This window comes from Shewanella psychrotolerans (genome assembly GCF_019457595.1).
In the GTDB taxonomy this organism is placed as follows: Bacteria; Pseudomonadota; Gammaproteobacteria; order Enterobacterales; family Shewanellaceae; genus Shewanella; species Shewanella psychrotolerans.
Genome location: NZ_CP080419.1, coordinates 3,850,417 through 3,875,691 on the forward strand (window position 1 = coordinate 3,850,417; position 25,275 = coordinate 3,875,691).

The window sequence follows — 25,275 nt, forward strand, 5'->3', positions numbered from 1 at the left end:
ACCTCTTAGTGATTGTGAATATCGAAACCTGCTTTAGCTTGCTCAGAGGCTAAGAAAAACGCCCCAGAGATCACTACCTTGGCATTTGGCGCTAAGCCCCTGACCAAATTCATGCCTCGCTGGCGTTCAACCACTTCAACCTCTACCGCTTCGAAACCATCGCCGTCTTCGACAAATACCTGCCAATCACCATCACCGCCACGGGTCAAGGCAGCATCGGGCAACACGGCTCCCCCCTTGGCATTATCGGAGAGGTAAATCTCAGCAAATTGCCCCGCGTGCAATACATGCCCAGGGTTTTCAAACGCCACTAAGATCTGCTCGGTGCGGGTCACGCTATTGAGCTCATGGGAGCGGCCAATGATTTTAGCTTCAATACTGTGCTGCCCCACTCTCACTAGGGCTTCGCTGCCTACATTAACCTTTTCCGCTTGAGTCGGTGTCACCTGCGCCTCAACCCAAAGGTGTGACTCATCGGTGAGTTGCATCAAGGCGGTGCCCCCCACAAAAACCTGGCCTAACATGGCAACATCTTGCTGAACTCGACCCGAGATAGGTGCTAACAATTGATAGCTACCTATGGTTTCTGGATTAGATTCAAGCGCGTTTATCTGCGCAGCGGTCATTTTGATCGCCTCAAGCGTGGCACGTTTTAGCTCTGCATCCACTTGCGCCTGCAAACGACGACTGGCACTGACCGCACTGCTGCTCATGCGTTTTATTCGGCTCCACTGGGCAGCGGCATTGATGTAATCGGCCTGCGCCTGTGCAACGGCCGCGCCGCCTAAGGTCAAGATGGCTTGCCCTTGAGCCACCTCTTGCCCAGGCACCACATGACGCTTAAGTACACGCACTTCTAGCTGAGGCGCTAAGGTGACAGTTCTATTTCTGTCGACCACCAACGTCGCCGTTGCAACGGCCTCGAGACTAAAGCTCTGCTCTGCCAACTTAACCACCTCAATACCTGCCAGCTCTCGCTGCGCAGCACTCAGGGTTAATGCTTCACTGTGTTCCGCTTCAGCCTCTTCGTGGTCGTGAGCTTCTAGCGACTCGATAAAGTCGTTAAATGGCACCTTATCTGCGGCTTGGATCAGCAACTGTGTTTGGCTCGCCTTAGCTTGCAGGGCTTTAACTTCGGGTAGCTGATTAAATTGGTTCATCAATGGTTGTAACCATGACGCAAATGGCTCGCTGTTGGCGCTTTGCTGCGCTAACGGCGAATAAGCCATCGCGCTATCCACAGTGCTGGGGATTGAAATTGATTGAGCATAAACGCTGGCGCTACAACAATAGCCCAGCATCAGAGTGGCGATAATGGCTCTTTTCATCGGTTATCCTAATCTCTAGTATCAGATCTACGCCGACTCCTCTAACCTTGTGACGGTATTGGGTTGCCTTAGCGTAGTGCTGATAAATAGTGCTGATAAAAATAGTAATGACCCACAGCAAAAGCAGACACCCGTTGGCGTCAGTTCAAAGCGTTTACTACAGGTATGGTATTTTTAAACTAGATTAAGCGATTGGGGGGCGATAACTCGGTTGTTGCTCAGGGGAAAAGTAGCGATGTCCGAGGTTAGAAGGCTCTTCACCTACAGGCACTGAAGGCATAACGGAAACCTGTGATACCAAGGTCACATGACCACCGTGGCATTGGCAATCTAGGCACAGATCAAAGGTCTTGGTTTCGGTCTTGCTAAATTGATGGTCATGCTGTTTTTCATGCTCAGGGAATGGTTGGTCAAATTCACACTGACAATCCAAACATTGAGCAAAGCTGACAATCTCGGCGGTAAACTGCAGGTGGGGATGGGTCTCGCTCTCCTCTTCATGGCTACCCAAGTGCAACTGATGTGCGCCAAGGTTAGCGCCTGCAAACTGCAGTGCCACAACGGCGATCATCATCAATGCGATCTTTTGGATAAACTGACGCAGGAATAGACTCAAAGTAACCCTAATAAATGAAGCTGCTAGCTATCAGACAGGCATTGTAATAATGAGTTCACCTCTGACAATGCTTAAATCATTCAATAGATGCAAAGTATTGTCAGGGTGGGGCTAAATAACCAAACGGTTTCTATTTAAAGACACAATGCTTAGCGTAATCAGCCGCTTCGTTGGCTGTCCAATCACCTTTAGCCTTATCTTCCATCTGCTTACACCACTTTTCACTGCCAACTTCTGGGGCGCATCCCGATAGTGATGTGATCAATACGAACCCAAGAACGGTAGCGCTAATCTTAAGGTTAGATGATGTGACCAATGACATATTTGTTCCCTTCAATATTTTGATGAATTGTCCAAGATGACGGATAAAACTAACTAGGCAATATCGGTTTCGAGCGTTAACGGACAGCTAAGCTTTGCCGTGATCCACTCGATTGCCTGAGGTTTATCTTGCAGAGGATACCACGCAACCTCCCCCTGCATAAAGGGCCCCATCAGGCGCACAGCATTCCCAAACCAGTCGGGGCCACCCACTAAAACTAAGGCGTCAAATGTGGGGAGCTGAATTTCACCCACCCCAGAGAGCGATTGGCTCTCCCAGCCTTCGAGCAACACATCGGCCTCAATATAGATACAGGTTTTACCTGATTCGTGTTGATACTCTTTGATGATGGGAACGATTTGCTGGCAATAATCTTTTGTCGATAGACGACCACTGGCAAATAAACTGATCACCCCATTGGTGATATCAGCGATTTGACATAACATACCCAGACTCCGCTAAGGTGCAATTGTTAGCTGACCATTTTGCATCATTTTGCCATCCTAATGATACAGGTCTGCATCAAATAAACACCACTTAAGAGCCAGTATGATAAAAATCAGCAATCGTATACAGTTACAAGACAATGAACTCGAATGGCAATTTATTCGATCGAGTGGTGCTGGCGGTCAGCATCTCAACAAGGTGTCTACCGCGGCGCAGTTGATCTTCGATATTAACGCCTCTTCGCTACCCGAGCTCTATAAAGAGCGCCTAATTAACAAAGCGGATCATCGCATCACTAAAAGCGGCAAAATCATCATCAAATGCCAAGCCAGTCGCAGTCAAGACGCTAACAGGCAAACGGCGTTAGAGCAATTTATCCTATTGGTCGCCAGTGTCGGCCATACAGCAAAAAAACGGGTAGCCACTAAACCAACGAAGGGCAGCCAGAGGCGGCGGGTCGATGCCAAGAAGCAGCGCGGCGCAACCAAGGCCCTTAGGCAAGACAAATCTAGCTACTAACAACACTGCTTTCTTAGGCCCTAAATTTCACTCGTGCTGACAAAATGATGCTAATTTATGCTAACTTGCAGCTATCTATCCAAATTATGATGCGCTTATCTATTTGCGCCTCTCAATGAAAAGGTATGTTGAATGAGCAGTCAGGCAAAAATTTTATTAGTTAATGGTCCCAACCTTAATCTGTTAGGCCGCCGCGAACCCGGCCACTACGGGCACCAAACCTTAACGCAAATTGTTGAGCACTTAACCCAAACTGCCCAGTCAGAGAATGTCGACCTTGTTCATATTCAGTCCAATGCCGAGCATGAACTGATTAACGCCATTCACGAAACCGATGCCGACTTTATTATTATCAACCCTGCGGCCTTTACCCATACCAGTGTGGCACTGAGAGACGCCCTCCTTGGGGTTGCGATTCCATTCATCGAAGTGCATCTGTCAAATGTTCATGCCCGTGAGCCTTTTAGACATCACTCCTATTTTTCAGACAAGGCTGTTGGGGTCATTTGTGGCTTAGGAGAGCAGGGCTATCAATATGCACTAGCATCGGCTATGTCTCGAATTAAAGCGGCAAAGTCAGCATAAATTTAGGTCGTTATTATGGATATTCGTAAAGTTAAAAAGCTGATTGAGCTAGTGCAAGCCTCAGATATATCTGAACTTGAGATTAAAGAGGGTGAAGAGTCTATTCGTATCTGCCGCGATCTTAGCACCACGAGTGCCAGCCCAAATAAACCAACGCCAAACAAAACCGCTACCGTCAGCCAAACCTCGGTACAACAAGCCGATTATGATGAAGAAGATCTATTGATCTCGCCTATGGTGGGCACCTTTTATCTCGCGCCATCGCCAGAATCAGCCCCCTTGGTCAAAGTAGGGCAAAAAGTAGAAGCCGGCGACACAGTATGCATTATCGAAGCGATGAAGATGATGAATCAGATTCAGGCTAAGCACTCAGGTATCGTCAAAACCATCTTATGTGAAAGTGGTGATGCGGTAGAGTTTGACCAGCCTTTGATGGTCATCGAGTAGCACAGCAATGACTCACACCAGACCCTTTAGCAAAATCCTTATCGCCAATCGCGGTGAAATTGCCATTAGGGTCATTCGTGCCTGCCGCCAACTGGGCATAGCTACGGTCAGTGTGCACTCGAGTGCCGACAGAGATTCATTACATGTTACCATGGCCGACGAGAGCATCTGTATTGGCGGCCCTCAAGCAAGCCAAAGTTACCTTAATAGCCAGGCCATTTTAGCGGCCGCCGACCTCACCCAAGCCGATGCTATTCATCCAGGTTATGGTTTTTTATCTGAAAGCGCCGACTTTGCCGAGCAGGTGACCGCCAGCGGCTTTACCTTTATTGGGCCAAGCAGTGATGTTATCCGCTTGATGGGCGACAAGGTAAGCGCGATTAGCGCCATGAAAAACGCAGGAATTCCCACTGTGCCGGGCTCTGAAGGCATACTCACAAACGATCACGACGCCAACTTAGCTATAGCAGAGCGCATTGGCTATCCAGTGATCATTAAGGCGACTGCCGGTGGTGGTGGAAAAGGGATGCGAGTCGTCCATGAGCCTATAAAACTACTTGAGGCCATTGAACTGACCCAGAGCGAAGCCAAGGCGGCATTTGGAAATGGCGGCGTCTATCTTGAGAAATACCTCACGAAACCACGCCATATCGAAGTGCAAATCTTGGCAGATACACACGGGAATGTATTCTCACTGGGCGATCGCGACTGCTCTATGCAGCGCTCCCAGCAAAAAGTCATTGAAGAAGCGCCCGCGCCAGAAATTAGCCCTCATCAAAGACAGGCGATAGGAGAGCGTTGTATTGCCGCTTGCAAGGCTATCGGTTACCTAGGCGCGGGGACATTTGAATTTCTCTATCAAGATAACGAATTTTTCTTTATGGAGATGAACACTCGTATCCAGGTCGAGCATACGGTGACCGAGATGGTGACTCATGTTGATATTGTGGCCGAGCAGATCAATATCGCGGCAGGCAAAACCTTAAGCCATTCTCAAGCACTTATTCCAGCTCAAGGCCATGCTATCGAATGCCGAATTAATGCCGAAGACCCCAAAAGCTTTATCCCCTCACCTGGCACGATAACCCATCTGCGCCAGCCGAATGGTTTAGGGATCCGCTGGGAATCCCACCTTTATCAAGGCTACCAAGTACCGCCCTCTTATGATGCCATGATAGGCAAGCTGATCACTTGGGGAGAGGACAGAGAGACCGCCATTGCTCGCATGCAAAGCGCACTCGATGAGCTCGAAATCGAAGGCATTAAAACCAATATCCCACTGCTAAAAAATCTTATTAAAGAAGAAGGTTTTATCGCTGGATCCCAGTCGATCCACTACTTAGAACACTGGTTATCACCCTAGGTTTCAAGGACTTTTCTTACGCCAGCTTTCAGGAAGATCGACTTGTTGCCACAAGGTCTGACAAAGATCACTGCCCGTATGCCATTGCCCTTGCTTTAACCAAGTCACCAAGGCATCCCCAACTTGCGGATACGCTATCGGCTCGGGACGCGGCGATTTAAGCCAGCGTTTTACCACTTGAGGCTCTAGGCTCATCATACAGTCTCCAGCGCCAAGTAGTTGCAATGCCGCCACATTAGACAACTGCTCAAACTGACCATGCAGAGGTTTCACCAACAACTTTTTACCAAGGGTCAAGGCCTCACTAGCCAGTTCAAATCCAGCACTAGCAATCACGCCACCACACTGAGACAGCTTGACCTTAAACCCATCTCGGCTAAAGCCGGACCAATGGATGTTCCTAGGACAATTTAAAGGCTTAGCCCCAGCATGAAACACATAAAACTGATACGCTTCAAATGAGCTAAGCAGCTGACAGATAGCGCTTGGCGATTCAAAGGGGAGATATACCAAAATCTCATGGGAGTTATACGCCACCTTTGCATTAACCTCGACAAAAGGCGGCAAAATGGGAAAGCCAAAGTGATGCCAATGGCATCCTAACGCATGATCCACAGGGGCAAAATAGTTAAGCAATACCTGATCAAACCAACGATTACCCACTTTAGGCACATCATACTGCAGCGCGGCTTGGTGACTGACACCAATCGAGGGAACCCCCTGGGATTTAGCCGCCCACGCCGATACGGGTTCAAAATCATTAAGCACCAGATCATAGCCAGTTAAATCCAAATTACGCACATCTTTAACTAATGCTAGTAACGAGTTTTGCCATGCGGTCTTAGAAAGACTGACACTCCCCTCATGTGTCGCAAAAGTCAGTCCAGCCTGCGCCCGATATTGACCAAAACATTGCATATCAAAATAGTGATTGGCATCTCGACCAGAAAAGAAGAAATCAACGTCGATATCTTGAGCCTTGAGTGCTTTCGCCATCACTCGCGCTCGACTCAGGTGACCATTTCCCGTTCCTTGAACACCGTAAAGAATTTTCATATTGGCTGTCTCGTGGGGTTATTGGCCGAACATAGGCTGAGTCAAATAACAGCTGCTTACACCTAGCAAGGCGCCAGCCACTATATCTAACGGGTAATGCACGCCTAATAGGATACGTGACAGGCCAATGAGACTGGCCCAACCGAAACCCAACCAAGCAAGACTCGGAAAAACCCAAGCCAAGGTCGTTGCCATAACAAAAGCGGCAGCGGTATGGCCCGAAGGAAGACTGAATTTGTCTGACGGTTGAAAATCTAATGGAGGAGTGGCTCCCTCAGCGGCCCATTGTTGAAAGCAAGGTCGAGTGCGGCGGATACCATTCTTTAAAGCAAGATACAAAGGAAGCTCAATGATAAATGCCGCCAATACGCTATTAAAAACCTGTTCGCCCTGCTGATTAACCAGCAAGAGCCCGACACAAAGATAGAGATAAGCGGGACCATCCCCTGATGCGGAGACAATTTTAGCTTTAGAGCGGAGGTGATACTTGTTGCCAAAACCGTTGATCACAGCAAATACTTGGCCGTCAAGCTTAGCAATGGGTTCAAACATAAAAGGCTCCGAATCAACACTCGATGATTCAAGAGCCTAAAAAATTGCTATGACGTCTGAGTGACATCTAGCCTAAATATTTGTGACATTGGTCGTTAGACTTCTGCAGTCGAACCTTGTTGAGACTTAGCGCGGAATATTTTTACTAAGTGGTAAATGTTGATACAGGCAACAAAAGCATTCATGCCTGCGACTGGCCATGCAGAGATGTAAATCCCATAAATAACGAACAGTGTACACCCTGTAAAATTAAGACATCTCAGCCAAACAATGTCTTTCATCATCAAGGATATTGCAACCATTACTGACGCAGAATATCCAATAAGTTCAATCGAGTTTGAAACTTCCATAAGGCACCTTCTTGAGGCCCTCTGCCGTCCATAAGCTAACTGGGGGGTCCGTGCCCCTAAAGCAAGTTAAAGTTAAGTAATCAATGATTGCCCCTATGCTACCAAATTTAGCGTCTTGATGTAATTTAAATACGTAATTTAATGACCAACATCATATTTACGATCAAATGCATTTACAAAAGACAAAAGATTACAACAAATTACGTAATAGCGGCTTTTATCACCAATAGCGTGATTGATAACGCTTTTCTTTTTAAGAATCCCTTATATACTGGCTGGTATTAATATGTTGCTGATTTATTCAAGCAAAATGCCTTTCTACAGGAGTATGACTTATGGAATACAACACCTCAGAACTTTGTGACACTTACATTGATGTCGTTGATGTTGTTGAACCTATGTTCAGTAATTACGGTGGTTGTAGCTCTTTTGGTGGTTCAATTAGTACCATTAAATGCTTCGAAGACAACGGCCTAATCATTGAAGCTCTTCAACAAGATGGTGAAGGTAAAGTGTTATTGATCGACGGTGGTGGTTCACTTCGTCGCGCACTACTGGATGCATCTATCGCTCAAATTGGTGTCGATAACAAATGGGAAGGTATTATTGTTTACGGTTCGGTGAGAGATGTTGATGCGTTAGAAGATCTCGATATCGGCATTCAAGCCCTAGCCTCGATCCCTGTCGGCGCAGATGGTCATGGTGTTGGCGAGTTAGAGATCCCGGTGAATTTCGGTGGTGTGACTTTCTTACCAGCCGATCATGTTTACGCTGACAACACAGGTATTATCCTGTCACCTGAGCCTCTAGATATCGATTAAGCTAACGCCCGAAATGGCACGATGATTTTTTTAGGCTAGGTATTTAGACCTAATCAGAAAGCAAAAAGGACGACCACAGGTCGTCCTTTTTTGTGGCCTATCGATGGCCACTATTCTCTCACTGCAACCAGTATTACCCGTGATCGGTAAGGTACTGCATTATCTAAGTTGAGCTTCAAGCGACCTTGAACTTTGAAGTGGCATTTTGAAACCTTACCACATGGTGTATCAATTGCCTGCGGCAGGTGCAGTGCAAGGACGCACTAATGTCGTGATCACACAGATGTGAAAGAACGACCTTATGTGCAGGTACTGCCGAGGCATGCTGGCTCTTTTTAAACATTTAGCCTTTGGCTTGGTGGATGCCGGTGAGAGTGTATGAAGTCGAATCTTCATTGCAATTAATAGCCTGCGGCTCGCTTATGTGCAGATACTGCCTCGGGACGCTATACGTCATCCCTGACCGCTTAACGAAAACATCCCTGTTTTCGATACCCTCAACAGCATCAACACTGGGTTATCAATCTCTTCGATTGAACCGCATTTGGTCCCCATAATCCTGTCAAAGCTAAGTTGCTTATGGACAAAAGTGTTTTAGCGTTGGAATGAAGGTGTTGGCATTTTTGTGGTTTAACATTTGGCTGAATTAGTGTTGGTAGAGTGTCTTTGAAATTTGTATCTTCACTGTAACTAATCGCCTGTCCGGCGAGGAGTGTGCAGATACTGCTGCTACACGCCGTAAATCCATCCGTGGAGGCTCGACGATGGCATCCCTGCCATCAACGTCCGCAGCCGCATCTACACTGGGTCATTTTATCTCTTCGATTTGGCCTTTCAGGTATCATCCGGTCAACCAAAAGTTAAATCGTTTTTGGACAAAAGTATCTGACCTTCGAATGAAGGTATTAGCATTGTTTGGCTTGTAGCATTTGCCGGAATAGGTTTTTACTTCGCTGATGGTAGCGTTGACCTTCATGGTTTTGAATTGCCTGCGGCAGGCTTATGTGCAAACACATTTGTGACACGCTACGAGCACTTCCATGTGAGCTCTACCCTGAGGAATCCCCTGATAACTTTGATATAAATCATGAGATTAGAGTGAACTTACACCTTGGAATGTGATCTGATTAAGGGCTTTGTTTCCTAAATCGATGGAACTAAATCTGTAATCAGTGATCAGATCGGCATCATTCACAGCTCCACTAATCAACCGTGCCAAAGCCTCGCTATAAGACAACCAACTGGAAACAGTACAATCAAGCCTTGATTAACCGTGGCTCATTGACCTTCTGGATTGATGAGGAAGCGATCGCTACTTGGAAAGCGACAACAGAATCAAAATCAAAGCCAGCCATTATTAATCACCCGATTAAGTGTATTAATCTCCAATTCGGCTCCATGACGTAAATTCCACATTATGCTCTTGAAGGAACATATAAAGACTATCCGCATTTTCCTTGCTAAAATACTTTTCTAACAAATTTAAGACCTCCCCATTTTCTCCAATTGCATTCTGGAGCTTAGGAATTTCTGCTTCTTTTACTGTCCAGCACCACTCATATTCTGTGTATCCATACGCTCCTTCAACACTATCGCCTAGATCTTGCCCCACAAAAACCAAGTCTCCATTTTCATTAATTTCTGCACTTAGAAACCTATAGTCTCTAGACTTTCTTTCCTCTCTTAGGATAACTTTAGATTTCTTTATATGGTCAACCATAGCTATTACCAGAAACACTTAACGCCCGCTTAAGTGGTGAGCAACGCTACCACGACACCCAATTATTACACCGTAAACACAAAAGCCAAATCAAACCAAAACCGCCAAGCGTTGCGAATCCATCTTGAAGCGTTTGTTAGGGCTTTCCAACCGGTTGCTCTGCCTTAATAACCTCATCCGCTTGAGGATCGTTAAATTGAGCATAAGCTAGCTGTCCTGCTTGTACGAGTGTAAAAATTACTGCGATAAAACTCAGAAGCTTTACCCACGGTTTTTCCATTTGATTATTTAGCTTTTGAGACAAGTTATAGTTAGAAACTTTTATCTTGCCTTTTTGTAATAGGAAATACATAGACTGAAACCAGTAAGCTTTTGACATTGTTGACTTGTGAAGCCTAACAAATTCTTTGTCTTGGAAAGCTTTAACTTCTTCCTCACCACTAAGACTATCACGATGATTACCGTCATTTAAATTCTGAAGAGTTTTCATTCTAGGGTGAGCAATACTATCTTTACCGTATTTTTCAATAATCAGACTAGACAAATTGTGTTTGCTAGAGTCTTGAATTCTCACACCTTTTTCACCAGATAGTACTTCATATCGATGAGACAATGCCTCGAAACCATAATTGATGTTCGACATATTCCAGTGCAACCATAATGCACCATTGTTATCACGTACGAACGAGTAAAAATCAGCTAGCATCTGCTTTTCTAGATCATTGTAATTATCAGCGATTTCATCCCGCCCAATGTGTGCTTTCTCGGCTACAAGATGAATCGAAAAACTATGCATTGTATGACTTTGTAGATGCAGAACTGCGATTGAGGTTACACGCGGTGAAATATTCTCATTGTTGTCATTGAGATTTTCGCACGAATAATGAATCACGTAGATATTGTGCTCATTTGCTTTTAAAAATTTGAGTTTATCTTTGATACCCAATGAATCCACCCGTGAAAAGTATTTACCATGAAAAATCTAACTATAACATCATATTAAGGATCTTGAATATGTCGATTAGAGCCCTAACATTTTATTAGTGCGCATGCGCGTTTACCTCGTTGCACCAGTGAAAACGCGCACAGTTAACTATCTGTATGTAATGAACTTATCAGCATTTTGCTAAATATACCATCTGGAAAAACGCGCATGCGCGTTTTCCAAACTTATTATCTACTTGACTAATACTATAAGTAATTAATTTTAATTATATTTATTTAAAGCGAAATGAGAAAACGCGCACGAATACAGGATGAAAATCGTTCAAAATCCTTATGATTTTAATATAACTGTATACTTATCCAGTTTATTGGTGAGGAGTAGTGAATTACATCACTCGGGTGTAGCGATGAAAATTTCTAGGTCAGAAAATCCGTCAGTTACTGATCCACCGACAACTTGTTAACTCATTTTTGGGGAAAAGCTTCTTAGCTTTTAATTCTGAATTCACACCAAACACTGTCAAATCGAAGAGATAAAATGACCCAGTGTAAGCACGGTTTTGGCCTTCGAAATCATGGATGATTTCGTAGAGCCCACATGGATGTGCTCGTGGCGAGCCAAAAGAGTGCTTGCACATTCCTCGCCGGACAGGCGATTAGTAACAGTGAAGGTGTGACCTTCAAGTACACTTAACAAATAAGATGCGGCCAAACGCTACTCAAGCAAACATAAAAAAATGCCATACCTTCATTTAAAGGCCAACAAACTTTGGGGCAAAAATAATTTAGCTTCGATTAACCTAGCCACATCAAATAAAGCCAAATCGAAGAGAGAAAATGACCCAGTGTAAACACGATTTTGGCCTTCGAAATCATGGCCGAAAATGTTCCTGACATTTTTCGGCATTCCCTCCATCCTTGGAGGTCAGATGATTTCGCAGAGCCCACAAGGAAGTGCTCGTGGCGTGCCAAAATAGTGTTTGCACATCCCCCGCCGTGCAGGCGTTAAATAACAATGAAGGTGCGACCTTCAAACCCCCATCCAACACCTATGCCGCCACGGGCTAACATTCGAATACCATCGCCAGTTGTCCAAGCCAAATCACCCAAAACCCAATCCAATAAACTGAAATTTGTGCAGCCCACAAAAAAACCACACTTTATTTAAATTGATCAATTACTATTATCAGCAGATACCTTGCATCACTAACAACAAATAGAATCGAAACCATGCAAACACTTATCCCTTTTACTGCCGAGATCTGTAGTTCCTATGTATCCAAGCGCGACGGCGAAACAAAAATTGGCCAAACCTTACATTGCTACGATGGCCAAACACCGCTAACACACGCACTCAGCCAAGCTAAAGATAAAGGAGCAAGGTTTGCCATTATCGGGATTGGCGAAGATATCGGCCCTCGCGCCAATTTGGGCCGTGGCGGCGCGGTTGATGCTTTCGAAGCAGCGATGGCACAGTTTTGTAACTTTCAATCCAATCAGTTTCTCGACAGTCGTCTTTGCCTCGTTCTCGGCCAGATAGCTACCCAAGATTTGCAACTGCCCGCCGATGCGAAAACGAGCGACCTTAGAGATAACGTCGAAAAGTTAGATGAGCGAGTTATTGACATTGTGACTGCAATTATCGCAGCGGAATTAGAGCCAATTGTGATTGGCGGTGGCCACAATAATGCCTATGGTTTGTTGATGGCAACCAAAGCCGCCACTAAACGCCCAGTTGCTGCGGTCAATCTCGATCCCCATTCTGACTTTAGGCCAAGAGAAGGACGCCACAGCGGCAACGGTTTTAGTTATGCGGCGGCGAGTGGTGCGCTCGCTTACTACCACGTACTGGGAATGCATGAACTTAAGAACAGCCAACAGACCTTAGATCAATTAGCGGCCTTTGGCGGTAAATGGCACACCTTTCAGTCGATTTGGGTACGCCAAGAGTTGACGCTAAAACAAGCCATCAGCGACATTATCACCGACCTGAACGCCAGCGGGCTCCCGGTTGCGATTGAACTCGATCTCGACGCGATCATCAATATGCCCAGCAGCGCAGCGACAAGTGCAGGGATTCCACTTATTGATGCCCTCTTTTATGTCAATCAGGTGGCCCGTAACGCCAACGCCTGTTACCTGCATTTAGCCGAAGGCGCACCGAATTGCCACGCTGCTGGCATCGAGGCTGGACGCCGTGAAACCGGACAGAGTATCAGTGAATTGATCTATTCCTATATCCAAGGACGTACTGCTCAACATCCCTTGGGCTAATTGGCCTCAGGGAATTTGGCATATCGCTAATATTATGCTGTAATGCTGGGCCAAATTTTGCAAACTCTGCGCTATCACGCATTTTTTTAAAATGTGAGCGTGGATTATTAACATCGATCACAGAGTGGTCGATGAATGATTCAGCAATTTGAGTCAATCACTTACACTCGCCATATTAGCAGCAACGCACAGGAACACAGAGATGTCAGAGGGCACACCAAACAGTACGCATTTCGGTTATAAGACGGTAGAAGCAGAGAAAAAAGCGGACTTAGTCGCCGATGTTTTTCACTCAGTCGCAGCCAAGTACGACATTATGAACGATGTCATGTCCTTTGGTATCCATCGTCTATGGAAACGTCTCACGATCGAGAGTGCGGGCGCACGTCCAGGCATGAAGGTATTAGACCTTGCTGGCGGCACTGGTGACTTAACGGCAAAATTTTCACACATTGTCGGTAACACTGGCCAAGTCACACTCGCCGACATTAATGAGTCTATGCTCAAAGTCGGTCGTGAGAAGCTACGTAATCGCGGTGTGGTTGGAAATGTGAACTATGTTCAGGCAAACGCAGAAGCATTGCCATTTCCTGATAACCATTTTGATATCATTACTATCGCTTTTGGCCTTCGTAACGTGACCGATAAAGATGCCGCGATCCGATCTATGCTAAGAGTATTGAAGCCGGGTGGAAAGCTACTGGTACTTGAGTTTTCAAAGCCACAGCATGAGATCATGCGTAAAGTTTACGATCTCTACAGCTTTAAAATTTTACCTAAGATGGGCGATATCATCACTAAAGATGCGGGTAGCTATGAATACCTGGCCGAATCTATCCGTATGCACCCAGATCAAGAAACCCTTAAAGGTATGATGGTTGAAGCCGGTTTTGAACAGGTTGAATACACCAATATGACCGATGGTGTCGTGGCGCTGCATAAAGGCTACAAATTCTAGCAACTGCTCTACAGGCCTCACACAATTAGGTTTAGCATGAAACGTGAAATTGCATTGCTGATCAGTGCGGGGCTTGAAACCGCACTACAACACGCTGTAAAACAGTCACCCGAAGCATATGCCAAACAGCATACGCTTCACGGTAAAGTGTTATGTCTTCAACTGACTCAACTCAACTCGCCGATTTATCTTTTATTTGCCAAAGAGATCCAAGTCTTTGGTCAATATGATGGTTCGGTTAACACCAAGGTCGATGCTGATCTGACCACCCTCTATCGCCTGAGCGAAGGGGCTAACCTCACCGAGTTAATTAAGCAAGATAAGCTGAAACTAGAGGGCGACCTCAACCTGCTGCAAAGCTTTAGCCATTTTATGCAGCAGATCGAGTTTGATTTTGCCGAGCCGTTATCGCGCTATATTGGTGATGCGCCGACCCATATACTGCTCCAAGGTGCAAAACAGCTAAAACAAGAACTCACCACCGTCTTGCGTAAGAGCCGCGATCATATCGGTCAACTCACTGTCGAAGAATACCGTTTGACCCCGCATAAAATCGAATTTATTCATTTTGGTGATAGAATCGAGCAACTCAAACAAGATACCGACGCCTTAAGCCAAAGGATTGATCAACTCATTAGTGGGGCAAACAGGACCAAATGACACTTAAAAGTATTCAACGCGCTTACCAAGTCATTAAAATTGCACTTAATTATGGCCTTGATGATCTTATCCCATCAAAGCTAAAACCTTGGTATTTTAGACTCCTGCGCTGGAGCTTTTTCTGGTTAACCAACAAACATAAAGACAAAGTCGGCGGCGAACGTTTAAAGCTTGCGATGCAGGAGCTAGGACCTGTCTATATTAAATTTGGCCAAATGCTATCGACCCGCCGAGATCTGCTCAACGATGAGTGGGCCGAAGAGCTAGCGATGCTGCAAGATAGAGTGCCACCTTTTGACTCTGCGATTGCCAAAGCTCAGATAGAAGCCGAGCTTGGCTGCCCTATCGATACCTATTTCGACGACTTCGATGATACGCCTCTGGCATCGGCCTCAATTTCCCAAGTCCATACTGCTACCCTCAAGTCCAATGGCGCAAATGTGGTGCTCAAGGTCTTGCGCCCGAACGTAGAAGATAAGGTCCACGCCGACCTACAACTGATGAGCCAGAGTGCGCAGTTTTTAGAGGCACTGCTTGGCCAAGGTAATCGCTTGCGCCCTGCCGAGGTGGTAGAAGATTACCGTACCACCATCGAAGGTGAACTTAATTTAAAACTCGAAGCACTCAACGCCATTAAGTTACGCAATAACTTTATCGACTCAGGGGCGTTATATATTCCCTTTATGTATGAAGAGTTTTGCTTTACTCGTCTAATCGTAATGGAACGTATCTATGGTATTCCAGTATCCGATAAGGCGGCACTCGAGGCTCAAGGGACTAACCTTAAGCTATTAGCGGAGCGCGGCGTTGAGCTGTTTTTTACGCAAGTATTCCGTGATAATTTTTTCCATGCCGATATGCACCCTGGCAACATTTTTGTCAGTACCGAACACCCGAATGATCCTTTCTATATCGGTCTCGACTGCGGCATTATGGGCACCCTTACCGATCAAGATAAACGTTATCTAGCAGAGAATTTTCTCGCCTTTTTCAATCGAGATTATACCCGAATTGCTCAGCTCTATATCGAATCTGGCTGGGTGTCGGCAGATACTGATATCGTCGCATTTGAACAGGCGATCAAAGTGGTTTGTGAGCCCATGTTTAATAAACCGTTAGATGAGATCTCTTTCGGTCATGTACTGTTAGAACTGTTTAGAACCGCGAGACGTTTCGATATGGTAGTACAGCCACAGTTAGTGCTACTTGAAAAAACCTTGCTGTATATCGAAGGCTTAGGCCGTCAACTCTATCCTCAACTCGACCTGTGGAAAACCGCGAAACCTTTCCTTGAAGATTGGATGGCCGAGCAGATGGGTCCCGTTGGCATGGCTAAAAAAATCAAAAAGCAGTTCCCTTATTGGGCTGACAAATTACCCGAACTACCAGAGCTGGTCTACGATAACCTTAAAATGGGTAAGAATTTTGTTAATAGCCAAAACCAGCTACTTGATCGTTACCTAAAACAGCAACAGAAGACCCATAAAAGTAACTACCTTTTAATCACATCGGCAGTTTTAGTGATCTGCGGCACTATTTTGTTCGCGCAAGACGCTACACTATGGGCCTCTTATGGGTCTATCAGTATCGGTACCATACTCTGGCTACTGGGATGGCGATCTAGGCCAAAGAATCACAAGTTTTAGCTAGCACTAAATAACCAAAGGTTCATAATAGAACCAATCTTAAGTAAGAGTTAAATAAAGAGGATCGTTTCATGGGTGGCATTAGTATTTGGCAACTTCTTATCATTGCTTTAATTGTCGTTTTGCTTTTCGGAACAAAAAAATTACGCTCACTTGGCGGTGACTTAGGTGGCGCAGTGAAAGGCTTTAAGAGCGCAATGTCTTCAGAAGAAGAAAAGAAAGCACTCGAAGACAACACCGCAGAAAAAACCGCTCAGACTGATGAAAAGAAGACTGAGTCCAAGGATAAAGAACAGGCGTAATTCCTTATGTTCGACGGTATCGGCTTTATGGAACTACTGTTGATCGGCATTTTGGGGCTAGTGGTTCTTGGCCCCGAAAGACTCCCGGTTGCAGTGCGTTCAATTTCAGGCTGGATCCGCGCCATGAAACGCATGGCCAACTCAGTAAAAGATGAACTTGAGCAGGAACTTAAAATTGAGCAACTGCATTCAGATCTGAAAAAGGCTGAAAACCAAGGACTTAAAAATCTTTCTCCTGAGTTACAGGATTCAATAGATCAATTAAAAGAAGCAGCCCAATCTGTTAATCGTCCTTATAAGGTTGAAGATATCGCCAGTACTGAAACTACCAGCGAAACATCGACACCTAAAGAGACCAATACAGCTAAGGCGAGCAATTCAAACGAAAAATCTGACGGGTAATCCATGTCGCAACAGCTGCCGTTAATTAGCCACTTGCTTGAGTTACGTAATAAGTTACTTAAAGCCATTGGTAGTGTGCTTTTTGTGTTTATTTGCCTAGTCTATTGGGCGAACGATATCTATCATTATCTGGCAATTCCCTTAATGGATGCATTGCCAGAAACCAGCAGTATGATCGCAACTGATGTTGCGGCGCCCTTCTTTGCTCCATTTAAATTGACGTTAGTGTTGGCATTCTTTGTCGCTATTCCTTATGTGCTATTTCAGATCTGGTCATTCATCGCACCTGGCTTGTATAAACATGAGAAGCGCTTAATGTTGCCGCTGCTAACCAGCAGTACACTGCTATTTTACTTAGGTATCGCATTTACTTATTACATCGTTTTTCCTGTTGTTTTTGGCTTCTTCACCAGTGTGGCACCAGAAGGTGTACAGGTAGCAACAGATATCAGTAGTTATCTTAGTTTCGTACTCAAGCTATTTTTTGCTTTTGGTTTAGCATTCGAAATCCCGATTGCGGTGATATTGCTCTGTTGGGCCGGTGTTACAACCCCCGAAGACCTCAAAGCTAAGCGCCCCTATATCGTGGTTGGTGCCTTTATCATAGGTATGTTGCTCACGCCACCAGACATCATTTCACAAACAATGTTAGCGATACCCATGTTGATATTATTTGAAGGGGGATTGATTGCCGCTCGTTTCTACAGTAAAAAGGACACTGAAGAAGACGATGAGCAGACAGAACAGGATCAACCAGGCCAATAAGGCATGCTAATTAAGTCAAATAACAGCTATCTATAGGGGTAGCTGTTCTTATTGGTCAGCCACTTGATGCTCACAATAATAAAAAAGGAACTCTTATATGAGCTTAAGTCGTTTTAACGGCCTAGGTTGGATAGCGATACCAACTTTACTTATTTCTCTAAATGCTTCGGCAGGTCTTGAGCAACAACTCACTAATTGTGCAGGAATAAGCGATAAACTCGATAGACTAATTTGTTACGATAATTTGGCCGCAAACGCCTTAAATCACAATGTCAATCAGCCGATTCAAGCTTCTGTATCAAAACCCGCACCAGTAGCGCAAGCTCCAGTCGTTGCTGCGACAGCCATTAGTGCAGAAGAAAGCTTTGGTAAAATTTATAAAGAAGATCCAGATCAGATCACTAAGATCGATATGACAGTGAAGTCGGTTTCTAAAGACGCCTATGGCGCACTTAAAATTAGTTTTGAAAACGGTCAGGTTTGGAAACAAAGTGACAGTCGCCGCTTCAAAATAAAAGCGGGCGAAACCGTTTATATCGAAAAAGGAGCATTAGGTTCATTCATGTTGGGGAAAGAAAGCCTCAACACAACAATACGGGTTAAACGCCTCGACTAATGCCAAGTCACATAGATATCGCTGTTAACTTAGTTGGCAGCGCTCTAGAAAAAGACATCGATAACGTTATCCAGCGAGCCGCAGCCCAAAGGGTTTCGCCGCTTATTGTTATTGGCAGTAGCTTGGATGAAAGTCAACAAGCGATCGACTGCTGCCTACAATACCCTAAATCCTTATATACAACCGCAGGGGTTCACCCCCATCATGCCAGTGAGTGGCAAGCATCGAGTGTTGAACGCTTAACCCATCTAGCCCAACAACCCAATGTTGTCGCCATAGGCGAATGCGGCTTAGATTACAATCGCGATTTTTCCCCGAGGCCAATGCAACGCATTGCATTTGCTGAGCAGTTGGCCCTTGCCGCACGACTGAATATGCCCGTTTTAATGCATGAACGCGACGCACACGACGATTTTGTCGAGATATTGCAAGAATACCGGCCACGACTAAAAGGGGCATTACTGCATTGTTTTACAGGCAATAGACAAAGCTTGGAGCGTTATATCGAACTCGATCTTCACCTTGGTATCACAGGTTGGGTTTGCGATGAGCGCCGCGGTGCCGAACTGGCGTCATTAGTTGGCGATATTCCGGCTAATCGCATTATGATTGAAACAGATAGCCCCTACTTGCTCCCTCGCAGCATGCGACCAAAACCCAAGTCGAGCAAAAATGAGCCGCAATACTTGCCCTATATCAGTCAATATATTGCATCATTGCGAGGCCAATCGGCTAATGAATTTGCGAAGCAAGCTTATAACAACAGTTGTGAATTTTTCGGTTTAAAGGCTACTTATGAACCGATTTAATACGGTTATTTCGCTAATATTCCTTTTGAGTCTGTCCTACTTTGCTGATGCAGACCCCTTGCTCGCCGTCAATGATGAGCAATCGATAAACCTGTCACCTTGGCTTTACTACGCACAAGACAGCAAGCTTACACAAATTGACGAGGTCATTAACCTCAACGCCAGCCTCTGGTCACGGATTGATTCGACATTTAACCAAAGATTAGCCGTCGATCCATTTTGGATAAAAATCAGTCTATATAATGCAACCGAACATAAGATACGTCGCTATTTATCGCTAGCGAATCCCCATATAGACAAGATTAACCTTTATCATATTCAACCTGGTCAGGCGCCAATACATATAGAGATGGGCGACAGCTATCCCTTTTCTCAGCGTCCCATTGCCCATAATAACTTCCTATATAAGTTCGATTTAACACCGGAAGTGCTGCATACCTTCTATGCTCGAATAGAAACCCAAGGCAGTGCCAATTTGCCATTAAGCCTATTATCACCAGAACAATTAGTCAAAGACACTGAGACAGAGTCGCTATATCAAGGTTTACAATTAGGAGCGCTGGTTGCGATTGGGTTATTCAGCCTGTTTATTGCGTTAACCACGCACTCTTACAGTTATAGCTATTACTCTGGCTATGTACTCAGTGCCACACTACTCGTTGCAACTTTGCAAGGACTTTCATTTAGATACATTTGGCCAAATTTCCCCTTATTCGAGCCCATTCTTATACCTTTATTAATCCCTATAACACTGACGTTTGCTTTAATGTTCTCTGAAAAAGTGTTACAGCTTAAATACCATAATTTAAGGATGTTGAGGATATGTCGTTATAGTGCGGCAACGGTTTTTTGTCTTACCCTCGTCACGCCATTTATTCACTATTCTGTTGCCCTAAAGATTAATATTGTTGCAGTGCTTATTACTACATTGCTATTGATGGTCATAGCTCTCACACTCAGCTTGCGCGGACACAAACTCGCTAGGCTCTATACAATAGCCTGGTCGGGGATGTTAACCGGTGCCTTAGTTACATCCATGATGTACTTAGGTATGTTACATCTACCAATCATGCACCAAACCCCTATCATGATTGGATTAAGCTTTGAAATTATCTTTATGGCTGCCGTGTTGGCGATTCGCTATAACGATGAACGTAAAGCTAAATTAAAAATCCAGCAAGAAGCTCTCAAACAAGCACAACGGCTCCGTCAAAGTAAAGAAGATGCATTAAAGATCGAGGCCAACAGCAATGAGAGGCTCGAACAGATGGTGCAAGAGCGCACATTAGAGCTTGAGATCGCACTTAGAGAATTAAATGAAGCTAACCAGAAACTTACTGAACAAAATACTGTCGATAGTCTCACTGGCGTAAAAAACCGGGCGGCATTCGATAAACGCCTGCTTGCCGAAGGCCGACTGAGTCGACGCCAGCAGACACCACTTGCGGTGTTAATGATTGATATTGATAGATTTAAGGCGATTAACGATACCTACGGTCACTTAGCGGGCGATCACGCATTAAAGATAATAGCGCAGGCACTAAAGCAGAACTTAAGACGTCCAAGTGATCTAGTATCACGTTTCGGTGGCGAAGAGTTTGCTATGATATTGCCAAATACCTCGCTGGAGGGGGCTCTAACTGTGGCGGAATCGATGCGTGAAACCGTTTTCCAACTGCCACTGAGTTGGGAACGAAATACAATTCCACTCACTATTAGTGTGGGACTGTATGCCGAAGTGATTACCGACGATCAAGATATCAACTCATTGGTCGACCGAGCAGATAAAGCACTTTATCGTGCCAAAAACGATGGGCGTAATCGCGTTTGTGTATATACGCCCGAACTCGAAAAATAGACAACATAAAACTTCAATAATTGCACCATGGCAACCTCGCCAACCCAACGGTGTGAACAGCTGAAGTCAGTAACCCTAAATTAGGAGTCGAATGTGAACATCATTACCAGTGCTTTTCCTCAGCGCAGAATGCGCCGCATGCGTAAACATGATTTTAGTCGCCGTTTAATGGCCGAAAATCAACTTTCGGTTAATGACTTAATCTATCCAATGTTTGTACTGGAAGGAAATAATCGCACAGAGCAAGTCGCCTCAATGCCTGGTGTTGAGCGTTACTCAATCGACTTATTACTAAAAGAAGCGGAAGAGTTAGTCAAATTAGGTATCCCACTGATCGCATTATTTCCTGTCACGCCGGCAGAGAAAAAGTCACTGATGGCGGAAGAAGCCTATAATGCCGATGCTTTAGCACAACGCGCGGTACGAGCACTGAAAGAAGCATTCCCACAACTGGGTGTGATGACTGACGTAGCCCTAGATCCATTTACCACCCACGGACAAGATGGCATCATCGATGACGAGGGTTACATTCTTAACGACATCACCACTGAGATCTTAGTTAAGCAAGCGCTTTCGCATGCCGAAGCAGGCGCGGATATTGTTGCTCCGTCAGATATGATGGATGGCCGTATCGGTGCTATCCGTAAGGCTTTAGAAGAAGCGGGTCACGTCAATACTCAAATCATGGCTTACTCGGCTAAATACTCATCAAACTACTACGGTCCATTCCGTGATGCAGTAGGCTCAGCGGGCAACTTAAAGGGCGGTAACAAGCATAGCTATCAAATGGATCCTGCCAACAGCGATGAAGCCTTACATGAAGTCGCTCTTGATATTCAAGAAGGCGCAGATATGGTCATGGTAAAACCTGGTATGCCATACCTAGATATCGTGACTCGCGTTAAACGCGAACTCGCGGTACCTACTTTCGCTTACCAAGTGAGTGGTGAATACGCTATGCATATGGCCGCTATTGAAAATGGCTGGTTAGCGGAAAAAGCCATTGTGATGGAGTCACTACTTTGCTTCAAGCGAGCGGGTGCCGATGGCATCTTAACTTACTTTGCCAAACGTGCAGCTCAGTGGTTAAAAGAGAATGACAACGGCTAAGCGGTTAGCCGAGTAAAAAGAAAAGCCAGTGACCTTGTCACTGGCTTTTTTATTCCCAACTAATACCGAGTACTACCGACAAACTAACTCGCCTCTTGTAACTGCGGCTCTGCATTGATTAGCGCAGTCTCTACAATCGACTTAAATTGCCGCGGATTATCCAGCACTAAGTCGATCTTACCGATCCACTCCGTTAGCTGCCCCATTGCGCCTATATAGACTTGAGGAGAGGTAAACATAATTCGCGCATTACTTTTCCCTCTGCCGAAACTCAGATCTTGCTTGTCTCGCAATCCACTATCATCGAGCAACTCCACCTCTGCAATACGATTTAACTCAACAACAAGCATTCCCCAAATACCATTGTTTAGCACCAGCTTATTATCAATGAGGTAACAGCTATAGTGCCGCGCAATTCGATGGTTTGCCCAAAGCACCACCACACCGTAGGCGATAAACCCAGCTGAAAAGAGTGCCGTTAACTCGCTCCAACCAACTAAAGCTAGGTAACAGCAAGTCGCAGCAGCCAGCAAACCTGTGATCAGCGACAACAGGTGCCAACGACTCGAAGACAAAGAGCTAATATGCGCAATGGCGCTTGCATGATGACGAGAAAAATAACCAATGGCGTAATACCAGCTGGCCGGTTCAGTCGCCAGCATATATCCCAAGGTGAGCCTCTTATCGTCCTGAACTTGCGGTTTATCTGCACTGTCTGTTGCAAACTGTGTTTGAGGGGGGTTTGTGCCATATTGATTTATCACTGTGAGTCGCGGGTCACCTTTGGCAGCTCTAGCCTGCCACAGCCCTCTAGCAATACTCACGATCAAATACAGTTCAATCGCGAGTAGTACGGCAATAATCGGAAAGCGTAACCATGCGATAAACTCAAAGTAGCTTGCGATCTCCGCCGGAAAACTAAGACGTGCCATCAGGCTGCTGAGACTAAAAATGATAAGTAGCTTCCATAACTTTTGACCAGCTACTTTGATGATGGCTATCCAATAGCCGAGTGGTAAAACAAGGAAGTAGATAACAGAAAATACACTTAGCCGAATCAGTGCACTAGGTTCATCTAAACTCGCGGGAAGATAAGTAAAGCCAAGACTGTAAGCCACAACGGCGGATAACAGAAACAGCAAACGATATTTAACACTTCGCCTCATAGAAGGCTCCCTATGTAATGTTATTTATTTGTAAATAACATATGGGGAGAGTCGACTCTGGTTTCAACCTCGTGGCGTTAATTTAAGTCTTTTAAAGGGAAGATTTTTATATAAAATTAAGACAGTAACAGAGCTAAATTGCCGAAGACTTCTCATTCTCAACTTTTTGCTTCATTAAATCGGCAATTTGGGCAGATAACACCGCGATTTCGGTTCTAATCTGAGCTCGACGCTTTTCGGCCGTTTCACTTTTATCGTTAGCCAAGGCCTTAAGCTCTTGCTGAAGTGCTTTTATTTTCTCTTTGCGCTGTTCAATCAGCTCATCAAGGGAAGGCTTATGGGATTTGTCGCTGGCTGCCGCTTGCTGAGTTTCTTGCATCTCATTCACTTTAGCGTGCAATACACCACCAAGTTCACTCGCTAACGCTTGGCGACCTTCACTAGAGATAGAAACTTGACTGCTCTCTTGGGTGGAAGCCACGACAGCTGAGGCAGCCGTTTCTTTTACCGCCACCATCTCTTTTATCGCCACAGTCAAGCGACTCAAACTCGCTAAGCCAATCCCTTGCTGATTTACTCCTTGAATGTTCATACTGCGCCTTCCTTAACGAGCAACTTGTGCTGAGTGATAATAATATTCATCGCTTCTATTCATCGGCCAATTACCAAAATGATTTAGTTAATTGATGACAATTTTCGGGAATCAACAAAACAACGGCTCAGACTAGATAATCGATGCCTAACGCGACAAATAATGCCAAGCCTGCCCAGTTATTATTTAAAAAAGCTTTAAAACAGGGGGCCCTTTCACGAGCAAAGATAAGCTTTTGCTGATACAAGCTGAAACCGATGAAAGTCATAATCCCAAGAGCAAACACTAAGCCGCGATCCGCACTCATTCCCGCCATAATAAAACAGGCCAATGCAGCCAATTGAAACAGTCCAATGATCTGACGATCAAAACGGCCAAATAGAATAGCGGTTGATTTGATACCCACTTTTAAATCGTCTTCACGATCCACCATGGCATACATGGTGTCGTAGGCGACAGTCCAGCACCAATTAGCGGCAAACAACCACCAAGCCTCTACTGGCACGCTTCCCGTTTGTGCAGCATAAGCCATAGGGATAGACCAACTCCACACCACACCAAGGAACATCTGCGGCATGTTAGTAAAGCGCTTAGTAAAGGGATAAATGATGGTTAAAATGATGCCAACAACTGACAGCTTCACCACCAGAGGATTGAGCATCAGCACTAGACCAAAGGCAATCAGTCCCATTACCACAAACAAACTCAGAGCTTCTTTGACGGTGACTTCACCGCTCGCTAATGGCCGCAATTTAGTGCGATCCACATGTGCATCTAAATCTCGGTCGGCATAGTCATTGATGATACAACCACACGCACGCATCACCACGACACCCACAATGAAGATAATCAATACTTTTAAGTCAGGCATGCCACCAGCGGCAAGCACTAAGGCCATTAAACACGGCCACAACAACAACAAAGTACCTATGGGACGATCCATGCGAGCAAGACGCATATAAACGTCAAATTTATCCCTAATGTTCATATAATGAGGCTCTCCTAAAATACCACTTAGCATTTAATCGATTCTTGTTATGCAGGCA

Annotated in this window: 28 protein-coding genes and 1 pseudogene; 17 read left to right on the top strand and 12 right to left on the bottom strand. The window is 45.1% G+C overall.

Going from position 1 to position 25,275, the window contains the following annotated elements:
- Positions 1 to 5: 5 nt before the first annotated feature.
- The 4 genes from K0I62_RS16960 to K0I62_RS16975 form a co-directional block, all read right to left on the bottom strand.
- On the bottom strand, positions 6 to 1,328 hold the full coding sequence (locus tag K0I62_RS16960) for an efflux RND transporter periplasmic adaptor subunit (RefSeq protein WP_258405032.1): 1,323 nt from the start codon (positions 1,326 to 1,328) through the stop codon (positions 6 to 8).
- A 184-nt stretch (positions 1,329 to 1,512) separates the two neighbouring features.
- Positions 1,513 to 1,902, bottom strand: coding sequence for a hypothetical protein (locus K0I62_RS16965; RefSeq protein WP_220069219.1), 390 nt, complete (start codon positions 1,900 to 1,902; stop codon positions 1,513 to 1,515).
- Positions 1,903 to 2,074: 172 nt separating this feature from the next.
- The gene (locus tag K0I62_RS16970; protein ID WP_220069220.1) at positions 2,075 to 2,266 is read right to left on the bottom strand and encodes a DUF3012 domain-containing protein; all 192 of its coding nucleotides are present in this window, start codon (positions 2,264 to 2,266) and stop codon (positions 2,075 to 2,077) included.
- 53 nt (positions 2,267 to 2,319) lie between these two features.
- On the bottom strand, positions 2,320 to 2,712 hold the full coding sequence (locus K0I62_RS16975; protein ID WP_220069221.1) for a SpoIIAA family protein: 393 nt from the start codon (positions 2,710 to 2,712) through the stop codon (positions 2,320 to 2,322).
- 103 nt (positions 2,713 to 2,815) lie between these two features.
- Between K0I62_RS16975 and arfB the strand changes: the two genes are divergently transcribed.
- The 4 genes from arfB (at position 2,816) to accC (ending at position 5,627) form a co-directional block, all read left to right on the top strand.
- A complete protein-coding gene (arfB, locus tag K0I62_RS16980) occupies positions 2,816 to 3,232 on the top strand; it encodes an alternative ribosome rescue aminoacyl-tRNA hydrolase ArfB (protein ID WP_220069222.1) in 417 nt (138 codons plus the stop codon).
- Positions 3,233 to 3,364: 132 nt separating this feature from the next.
- Positions 3,365 to 3,817, top strand: coding sequence for a type II 3-dehydroquinate dehydratase (gene aroQ / locus K0I62_RS16985; RefSeq protein ID WP_220069223.1), 453 nt, complete (start codon positions 3,365 to 3,367; stop codon positions 3,815 to 3,817).
- A 15-nt stretch (positions 3,818 to 3,832) separates the two neighbouring features.
- Positions 3,833 to 4,264 (top strand): acetyl-CoA carboxylase biotin carboxyl carrier protein, encoded by a 432-nt coding sequence (gene accB / locus K0I62_RS16990; protein WP_220069224.1) that lies wholly within the window; start codon positions 3,833 to 3,835, stop codon positions 4,262 to 4,264.
- A 7-nt stretch (positions 4,265 to 4,271) separates the two neighbouring features.
- Positions 4,272 to 5,627 (top strand): acetyl-CoA carboxylase biotin carboxylase subunit, encoded by a 1,356-nt coding sequence (accC, locus tag K0I62_RS16995; protein WP_220069225.1) that lies wholly within the window; start codon positions 4,272 to 4,274, stop codon positions 5,625 to 5,627.
- Positions 5,628 to 5,630: 3 nt separating this feature from the next.
- Here accC and K0I62_RS17000 read toward each other — a convergent pair whose 3' ends face one another.
- From K0I62_RS17000 to K0I62_RS17010, 3 genes are all read right to left on the bottom strand, one after another.
- Positions 5,631 to 6,683 (bottom strand): MJ1255/VC2487 family glycosyltransferase, encoded by a 1,053-nt coding sequence (locus K0I62_RS17000; protein ID WP_220069226.1) that lies wholly within the window; start codon positions 6,681 to 6,683, stop codon positions 5,631 to 5,633.
- Between the two features lie 18 nt (positions 6,684 to 6,701).
- Positions 6,702 to 7,235, bottom strand: a complete 534-nt coding sequence (locus K0I62_RS17005; RefSeq protein ID WP_220069227.1) for a phosphatase PAP2 family protein — start codon at positions 7,233 to 7,235, stop codon at positions 6,702 to 6,704.
- A 95-nt stretch (positions 7,236 to 7,330) separates the two neighbouring features.
- On the bottom strand, positions 7,331 to 7,585 hold the full coding sequence (locus tag K0I62_RS17010) for a uroporphyrinogen decarboxylase (protein ID WP_220069228.1): 255 nt from the start codon (positions 7,583 to 7,585) through the stop codon (positions 7,331 to 7,333).
- A gap of 335 nt (positions 7,586 to 7,920) precedes the next feature.
- Between K0I62_RS17010 and rraA the strand changes: the two genes are divergently transcribed.
- Both rraA and K0I62_RS17020 read left to right on the top strand, forming a co-directional pair.
- A complete protein-coding gene (gene rraA / locus K0I62_RS17015) occupies positions 7,921 to 8,406 on the top strand; it encodes a ribonuclease E activity regulator RraA (RefSeq protein ID WP_220062976.1) in 486 nt (161 codons plus the stop codon).
- Between the two features lie 1,212 nt (positions 8,407 to 9,618).
- A pseudogene (locus K0I62_RS17020) lies at positions 9,619 to 9,747 on the top strand (IS5/IS1182 family transposase); the annotation flags it as partial.
- A 37-nt stretch (positions 9,748 to 9,784) separates the two neighbouring features.
- Here the strand turns inward: K0I62_RS17020 and K0I62_RS17025 are convergent.
- On the bottom strand, positions 9,785 to 10,126 hold the full coding sequence (locus K0I62_RS17025) for a hypothetical protein (RefSeq protein ID WP_220069229.1): 342 nt from the start codon (positions 10,124 to 10,126) through the stop codon (positions 9,785 to 9,787).
- Positions 10,127 to 10,262: 136 nt separating this feature from the next.
- Positions 10,263 to 11,072 carry a hypothetical protein gene (locus tag K0I62_RS17030; protein ID WP_220069230.1) on the bottom strand — a complete coding sequence of 270 codons (810 nt, stop codon included), beginning with the start codon at positions 11,070 to 11,072 and terminating at the stop codon, positions 10,263 to 10,265.
- Between the two features lie 1,229 nt (positions 11,073 to 12,301).
- Between K0I62_RS17030 and K0I62_RS17035 the strand changes: the two genes are divergently transcribed.
- The 11 genes from K0I62_RS17035 to hemB all read left to right on the top strand — a co-directional run bounded on the left by K0I62_RS17035 (position 12,302) and on the right by hemB (position 22,471).
- Entirely contained in the window at positions 12,302 to 13,345 is a 1,044-nt protein-coding gene (locus tag K0I62_RS17035) for a formimidoylglutamase (RefSeq protein WP_220069231.1), read from the top strand.
- Positions 13,346 to 13,547: 202 nt separating this feature from the next.
- Positions 13,548 to 14,303: a bifunctional demethylmenaquinone methyltransferase/2-methoxy-6-polyprenyl-1,4-benzoquinol methylase UbiE gene (gene ubiE / locus K0I62_RS17040; protein ID WP_220062971.1), complete on the top strand. Its 756-nt coding sequence runs from the start codon at positions 13,548 to 13,550 to the stop codon at positions 14,301 to 14,303.
- A 36-nt stretch (positions 14,304 to 14,339) separates the two neighbouring features.
- The gene (locus K0I62_RS17045) at positions 14,340 to 14,963 is read left to right on the top strand and encodes a ubiquinone biosynthesis accessory factor UbiJ (protein ID WP_220069232.1); all 624 of its coding nucleotides are present in this window, start codon (positions 14,340 to 14,342) and stop codon (positions 14,961 to 14,963) included.
- Positions 14,960 to 16,609 (top strand): ubiquinone biosynthesis regulatory protein kinase UbiB, encoded by a 1,650-nt coding sequence (gene ubiB / locus K0I62_RS17050; protein WP_220069233.1) that lies wholly within the window; start codon positions 14,960 to 14,962, stop codon positions 16,607 to 16,609. The genes K0I62_RS17045 and ubiB overlap by 4 nt, the downstream gene beginning before the upstream one ends.
- A 71-nt stretch (positions 16,610 to 16,680) precedes the next feature.
- Entirely contained in the window at positions 16,681 to 16,911 is a 231-nt protein-coding gene (tatA, locus tag K0I62_RS17055) for a Sec-independent protein translocase subunit TatA (protein WP_220062968.1), read from the top strand.
- A gap of 6 nt (positions 16,912 to 16,917) precedes the next feature.
- A complete protein-coding gene (gene tatB, locus K0I62_RS17060) occupies positions 16,918 to 17,313 on the top strand; it encodes a Sec-independent protein translocase protein TatB (RefSeq protein ID WP_220069234.1) in 396 nt (131 codons plus the stop codon).
- Between the two features lie 3 nt (positions 17,314 to 17,316).
- The gene (tatC, locus tag K0I62_RS17065) at positions 17,317 to 18,078 is read left to right on the top strand and encodes a twin-arginine translocase subunit TatC (RefSeq protein ID WP_220069235.1); all 762 of its coding nucleotides are present in this window, start codon (positions 17,317 to 17,319) and stop codon (positions 18,076 to 18,078) included.
- Positions 18,079 to 18,175: 97 nt separating this feature from the next.
- Complete coding sequence (locus K0I62_RS17070; protein WP_220069236.1) at positions 18,176 to 18,694, top strand: hypothetical protein; 519 nt, start codon at positions 18,176 to 18,178, stop codon at positions 18,692 to 18,694.
- Positions 18,694 to 19,503 carry a TatD family hydrolase gene (locus K0I62_RS17075; protein WP_220069237.1) on the top strand — a complete coding sequence of 270 codons (810 nt, stop codon included), beginning with the start codon at positions 18,694 to 18,696 and terminating at the stop codon, positions 19,501 to 19,503. Before K0I62_RS17070 ends, K0I62_RS17075 begins: the two co-directional genes overlap by 1 nt.
- The gene (locus K0I62_RS17080) at positions 19,490 to 21,361 is read left to right on the top strand and encodes a sensor domain-containing diguanylate cyclase (RefSeq protein WP_220069238.1); all 1,872 of its coding nucleotides are present in this window, start codon (positions 19,490 to 19,492) and stop codon (positions 21,359 to 21,361) included. The genes K0I62_RS17075 and K0I62_RS17080 overlap by 14 nt, the downstream gene beginning before the upstream one ends.
- A 93-nt stretch (positions 21,362 to 21,454) precedes the next feature.
- On the top strand, positions 21,455 to 22,471 hold the full coding sequence (gene hemB, locus K0I62_RS17085; RefSeq protein WP_220069239.1) for a porphobilinogen synthase: 1,017 nt from the start codon (positions 21,455 to 21,457) through the stop codon (positions 22,469 to 22,471).
- 83 nt (positions 22,472 to 22,554) lie between these two features.
- Here hemB and K0I62_RS17090 read toward each other — a convergent pair whose 3' ends face one another.
- The 3 genes from K0I62_RS17090 to ubiA form a co-directional block, all read right to left on the bottom strand.
- Positions 22,555 to 23,637, bottom strand: coding sequence for a hypothetical protein (locus K0I62_RS17090; protein WP_220069240.1), 1,083 nt, complete (start codon positions 23,635 to 23,637; stop codon positions 22,555 to 22,557).
- A gap of 133 nt (positions 23,638 to 23,770) precedes the next feature.
- Complete coding sequence (locus tag K0I62_RS17095) at positions 23,771 to 24,229, bottom strand: FlxA-like family protein (protein ID WP_220069241.1); 459 nt, start codon at positions 24,227 to 24,229, stop codon at positions 23,771 to 23,773.
- Positions 24,230 to 24,356: 127 nt separating this feature from the next.
- Positions 24,357 to 25,217 carry a 4-hydroxybenzoate octaprenyltransferase gene (ubiA, locus tag K0I62_RS17100; RefSeq protein WP_220069242.1) on the bottom strand — a complete coding sequence of 287 codons (861 nt, stop codon included), beginning with the start codon at positions 25,215 to 25,217 and terminating at the stop codon, positions 24,357 to 24,359.
- Positions 25,218 to 25,275: the final 58 nt, after the last annotated feature.

Coding starts and splice junctions, on each gene's coding strand:
- K0I62_RS16960 (WP_258405032.1), bottom strand. CDS start 1,328: ATGAAAAGAGCCATTATCGCCACTCTGATGCTGGGCTATTGTTGTAGC.
- K0I62_RS16965 (WP_220069219.1), bottom strand. CDS start 1,902: ATGATGATCGCCGTTGTGGCACTGCAGTTTGCAGGCGCTAACCTTGGC.
- K0I62_RS16970 (WP_220069220.1), bottom strand. CDS start 2,266: ATGTCATTGGTCACATCATCTAACCTTAAGATTAGCGCTACCGTTCTT.
- K0I62_RS16975 (WP_220069221.1), bottom strand. CDS start 2,712: ATGTTATGTCAAATCGCTGATATCACCAATGGGGTGATCAGTTTATTT.
- arfB (WP_220069222.1), top strand. CDS start 2,816: ATGATAAAAATCAGCAATCGTATACAGTTACAAGACAATGAACTCGAA.
- aroQ (WP_220069223.1), top strand. CDS start 3,365: ATGAGCAGTCAGGCAAAAATTTTATTAGTTAATGGTCCCAACCTTAAT.
- accB (WP_220069224.1), top strand. CDS start 3,833: ATGGATATTCGTAAAGTTAAAAAGCTGATTGAGCTAGTGCAAGCCTCA.
- accC (WP_220069225.1), top strand. CDS start 4,272: ATGACTCACACCAGACCCTTTAGCAAAATCCTTATCGCCAATCGCGGT.
- K0I62_RS17000 (WP_220069226.1), bottom strand. CDS start 6,683: ATGAAAATTCTTTACGGTGTTCAAGGAACGGGAAATGGTCACCTGAGT.
- K0I62_RS17005 (WP_220069227.1), bottom strand. CDS start 7,235: ATGTTTGAACCCATTGCTAAGCTTGACGGCCAAGTATTTGCTGTGATC.
- K0I62_RS17010 (WP_220069228.1), bottom strand. CDS start 7,585: ATGGAAGTTTCAAACTCGATTGAACTTATTGGATATTCTGCGTCAGTA.
- rraA (WP_220062976.1), top strand. CDS start 7,921: ATGGAATACAACACCTCAGAACTTTGTGACACTTACATTGATGTCGTT.
- K0I62_RS17025 (WP_220069229.1), bottom strand. CDS start 10,126: ATGGTTGACCATATAAAGAAATCTAAAGTTATCCTAAGAGAGGAAAGA.
- K0I62_RS17035 (WP_220069231.1), top strand. CDS start 12,302: ATGCAAACACTTATCCCTTTTACTGCCGAGATCTGTAGTTCCTATGTA.
- ubiE (WP_220062971.1), top strand. CDS start 13,548: ATGTCAGAGGGCACACCAAACAGTACGCATTTCGGTTATAAGACGGTA.
- K0I62_RS17045 (WP_220069232.1), top strand. CDS start 14,340: ATGAAACGTGAAATTGCATTGCTGATCAGTGCGGGGCTTGAAACCGCA.
- ubiB (WP_220069233.1), top strand. CDS start 14,960: ATGACACTTAAAAGTATTCAACGCGCTTACCAAGTCATTAAAATTGCA.
- tatA (WP_220062968.1), top strand. CDS start 16,681: ATGGGTGGCATTAGTATTTGGCAACTTCTTATCATTGCTTTAATTGTC.
- tatB (WP_220069234.1), top strand. CDS start 16,918: ATGTTCGACGGTATCGGCTTTATGGAACTACTGTTGATCGGCATTTTG.
- tatC (WP_220069235.1), top strand. CDS start 17,317: ATGTCGCAACAGCTGCCGTTAATTAGCCACTTGCTTGAGTTACGTAAT.
- K0I62_RS17070 (WP_220069236.1), top strand. CDS start 18,176: ATGAGCTTAAGTCGTTTTAACGGCCTAGGTTGGATAGCGATACCAACT.
- K0I62_RS17075 (WP_220069237.1), top strand. CDS start 18,694: ATGCCAAGTCACATAGATATCGCTGTTAACTTAGTTGGCAGCGCTCTA.
- K0I62_RS17080 (WP_220069238.1), top strand. CDS start 19,490: ATGAACCGATTTAATACGGTTATTTCGCTAATATTCCTTTTGAGTCTG.
- K0I62_RS17090 (WP_220069240.1), bottom strand. CDS start 23,637: ATGAGGCGAAGTGTTAAATATCGTTTGCTGTTTCTGTTATCCGCCGTT.
- K0I62_RS17095 (WP_220069241.1), bottom strand. CDS start 24,229: ATGAACATTCAAGGAGTAAATCAGCAAGGGATTGGCTTAGCGAGTTTG.
- ubiA (WP_220069242.1), bottom strand. CDS start 25,217: ATGAACATTAGGGATAAATTTGACGTTTATATGCGTCTTGCTCGCATG.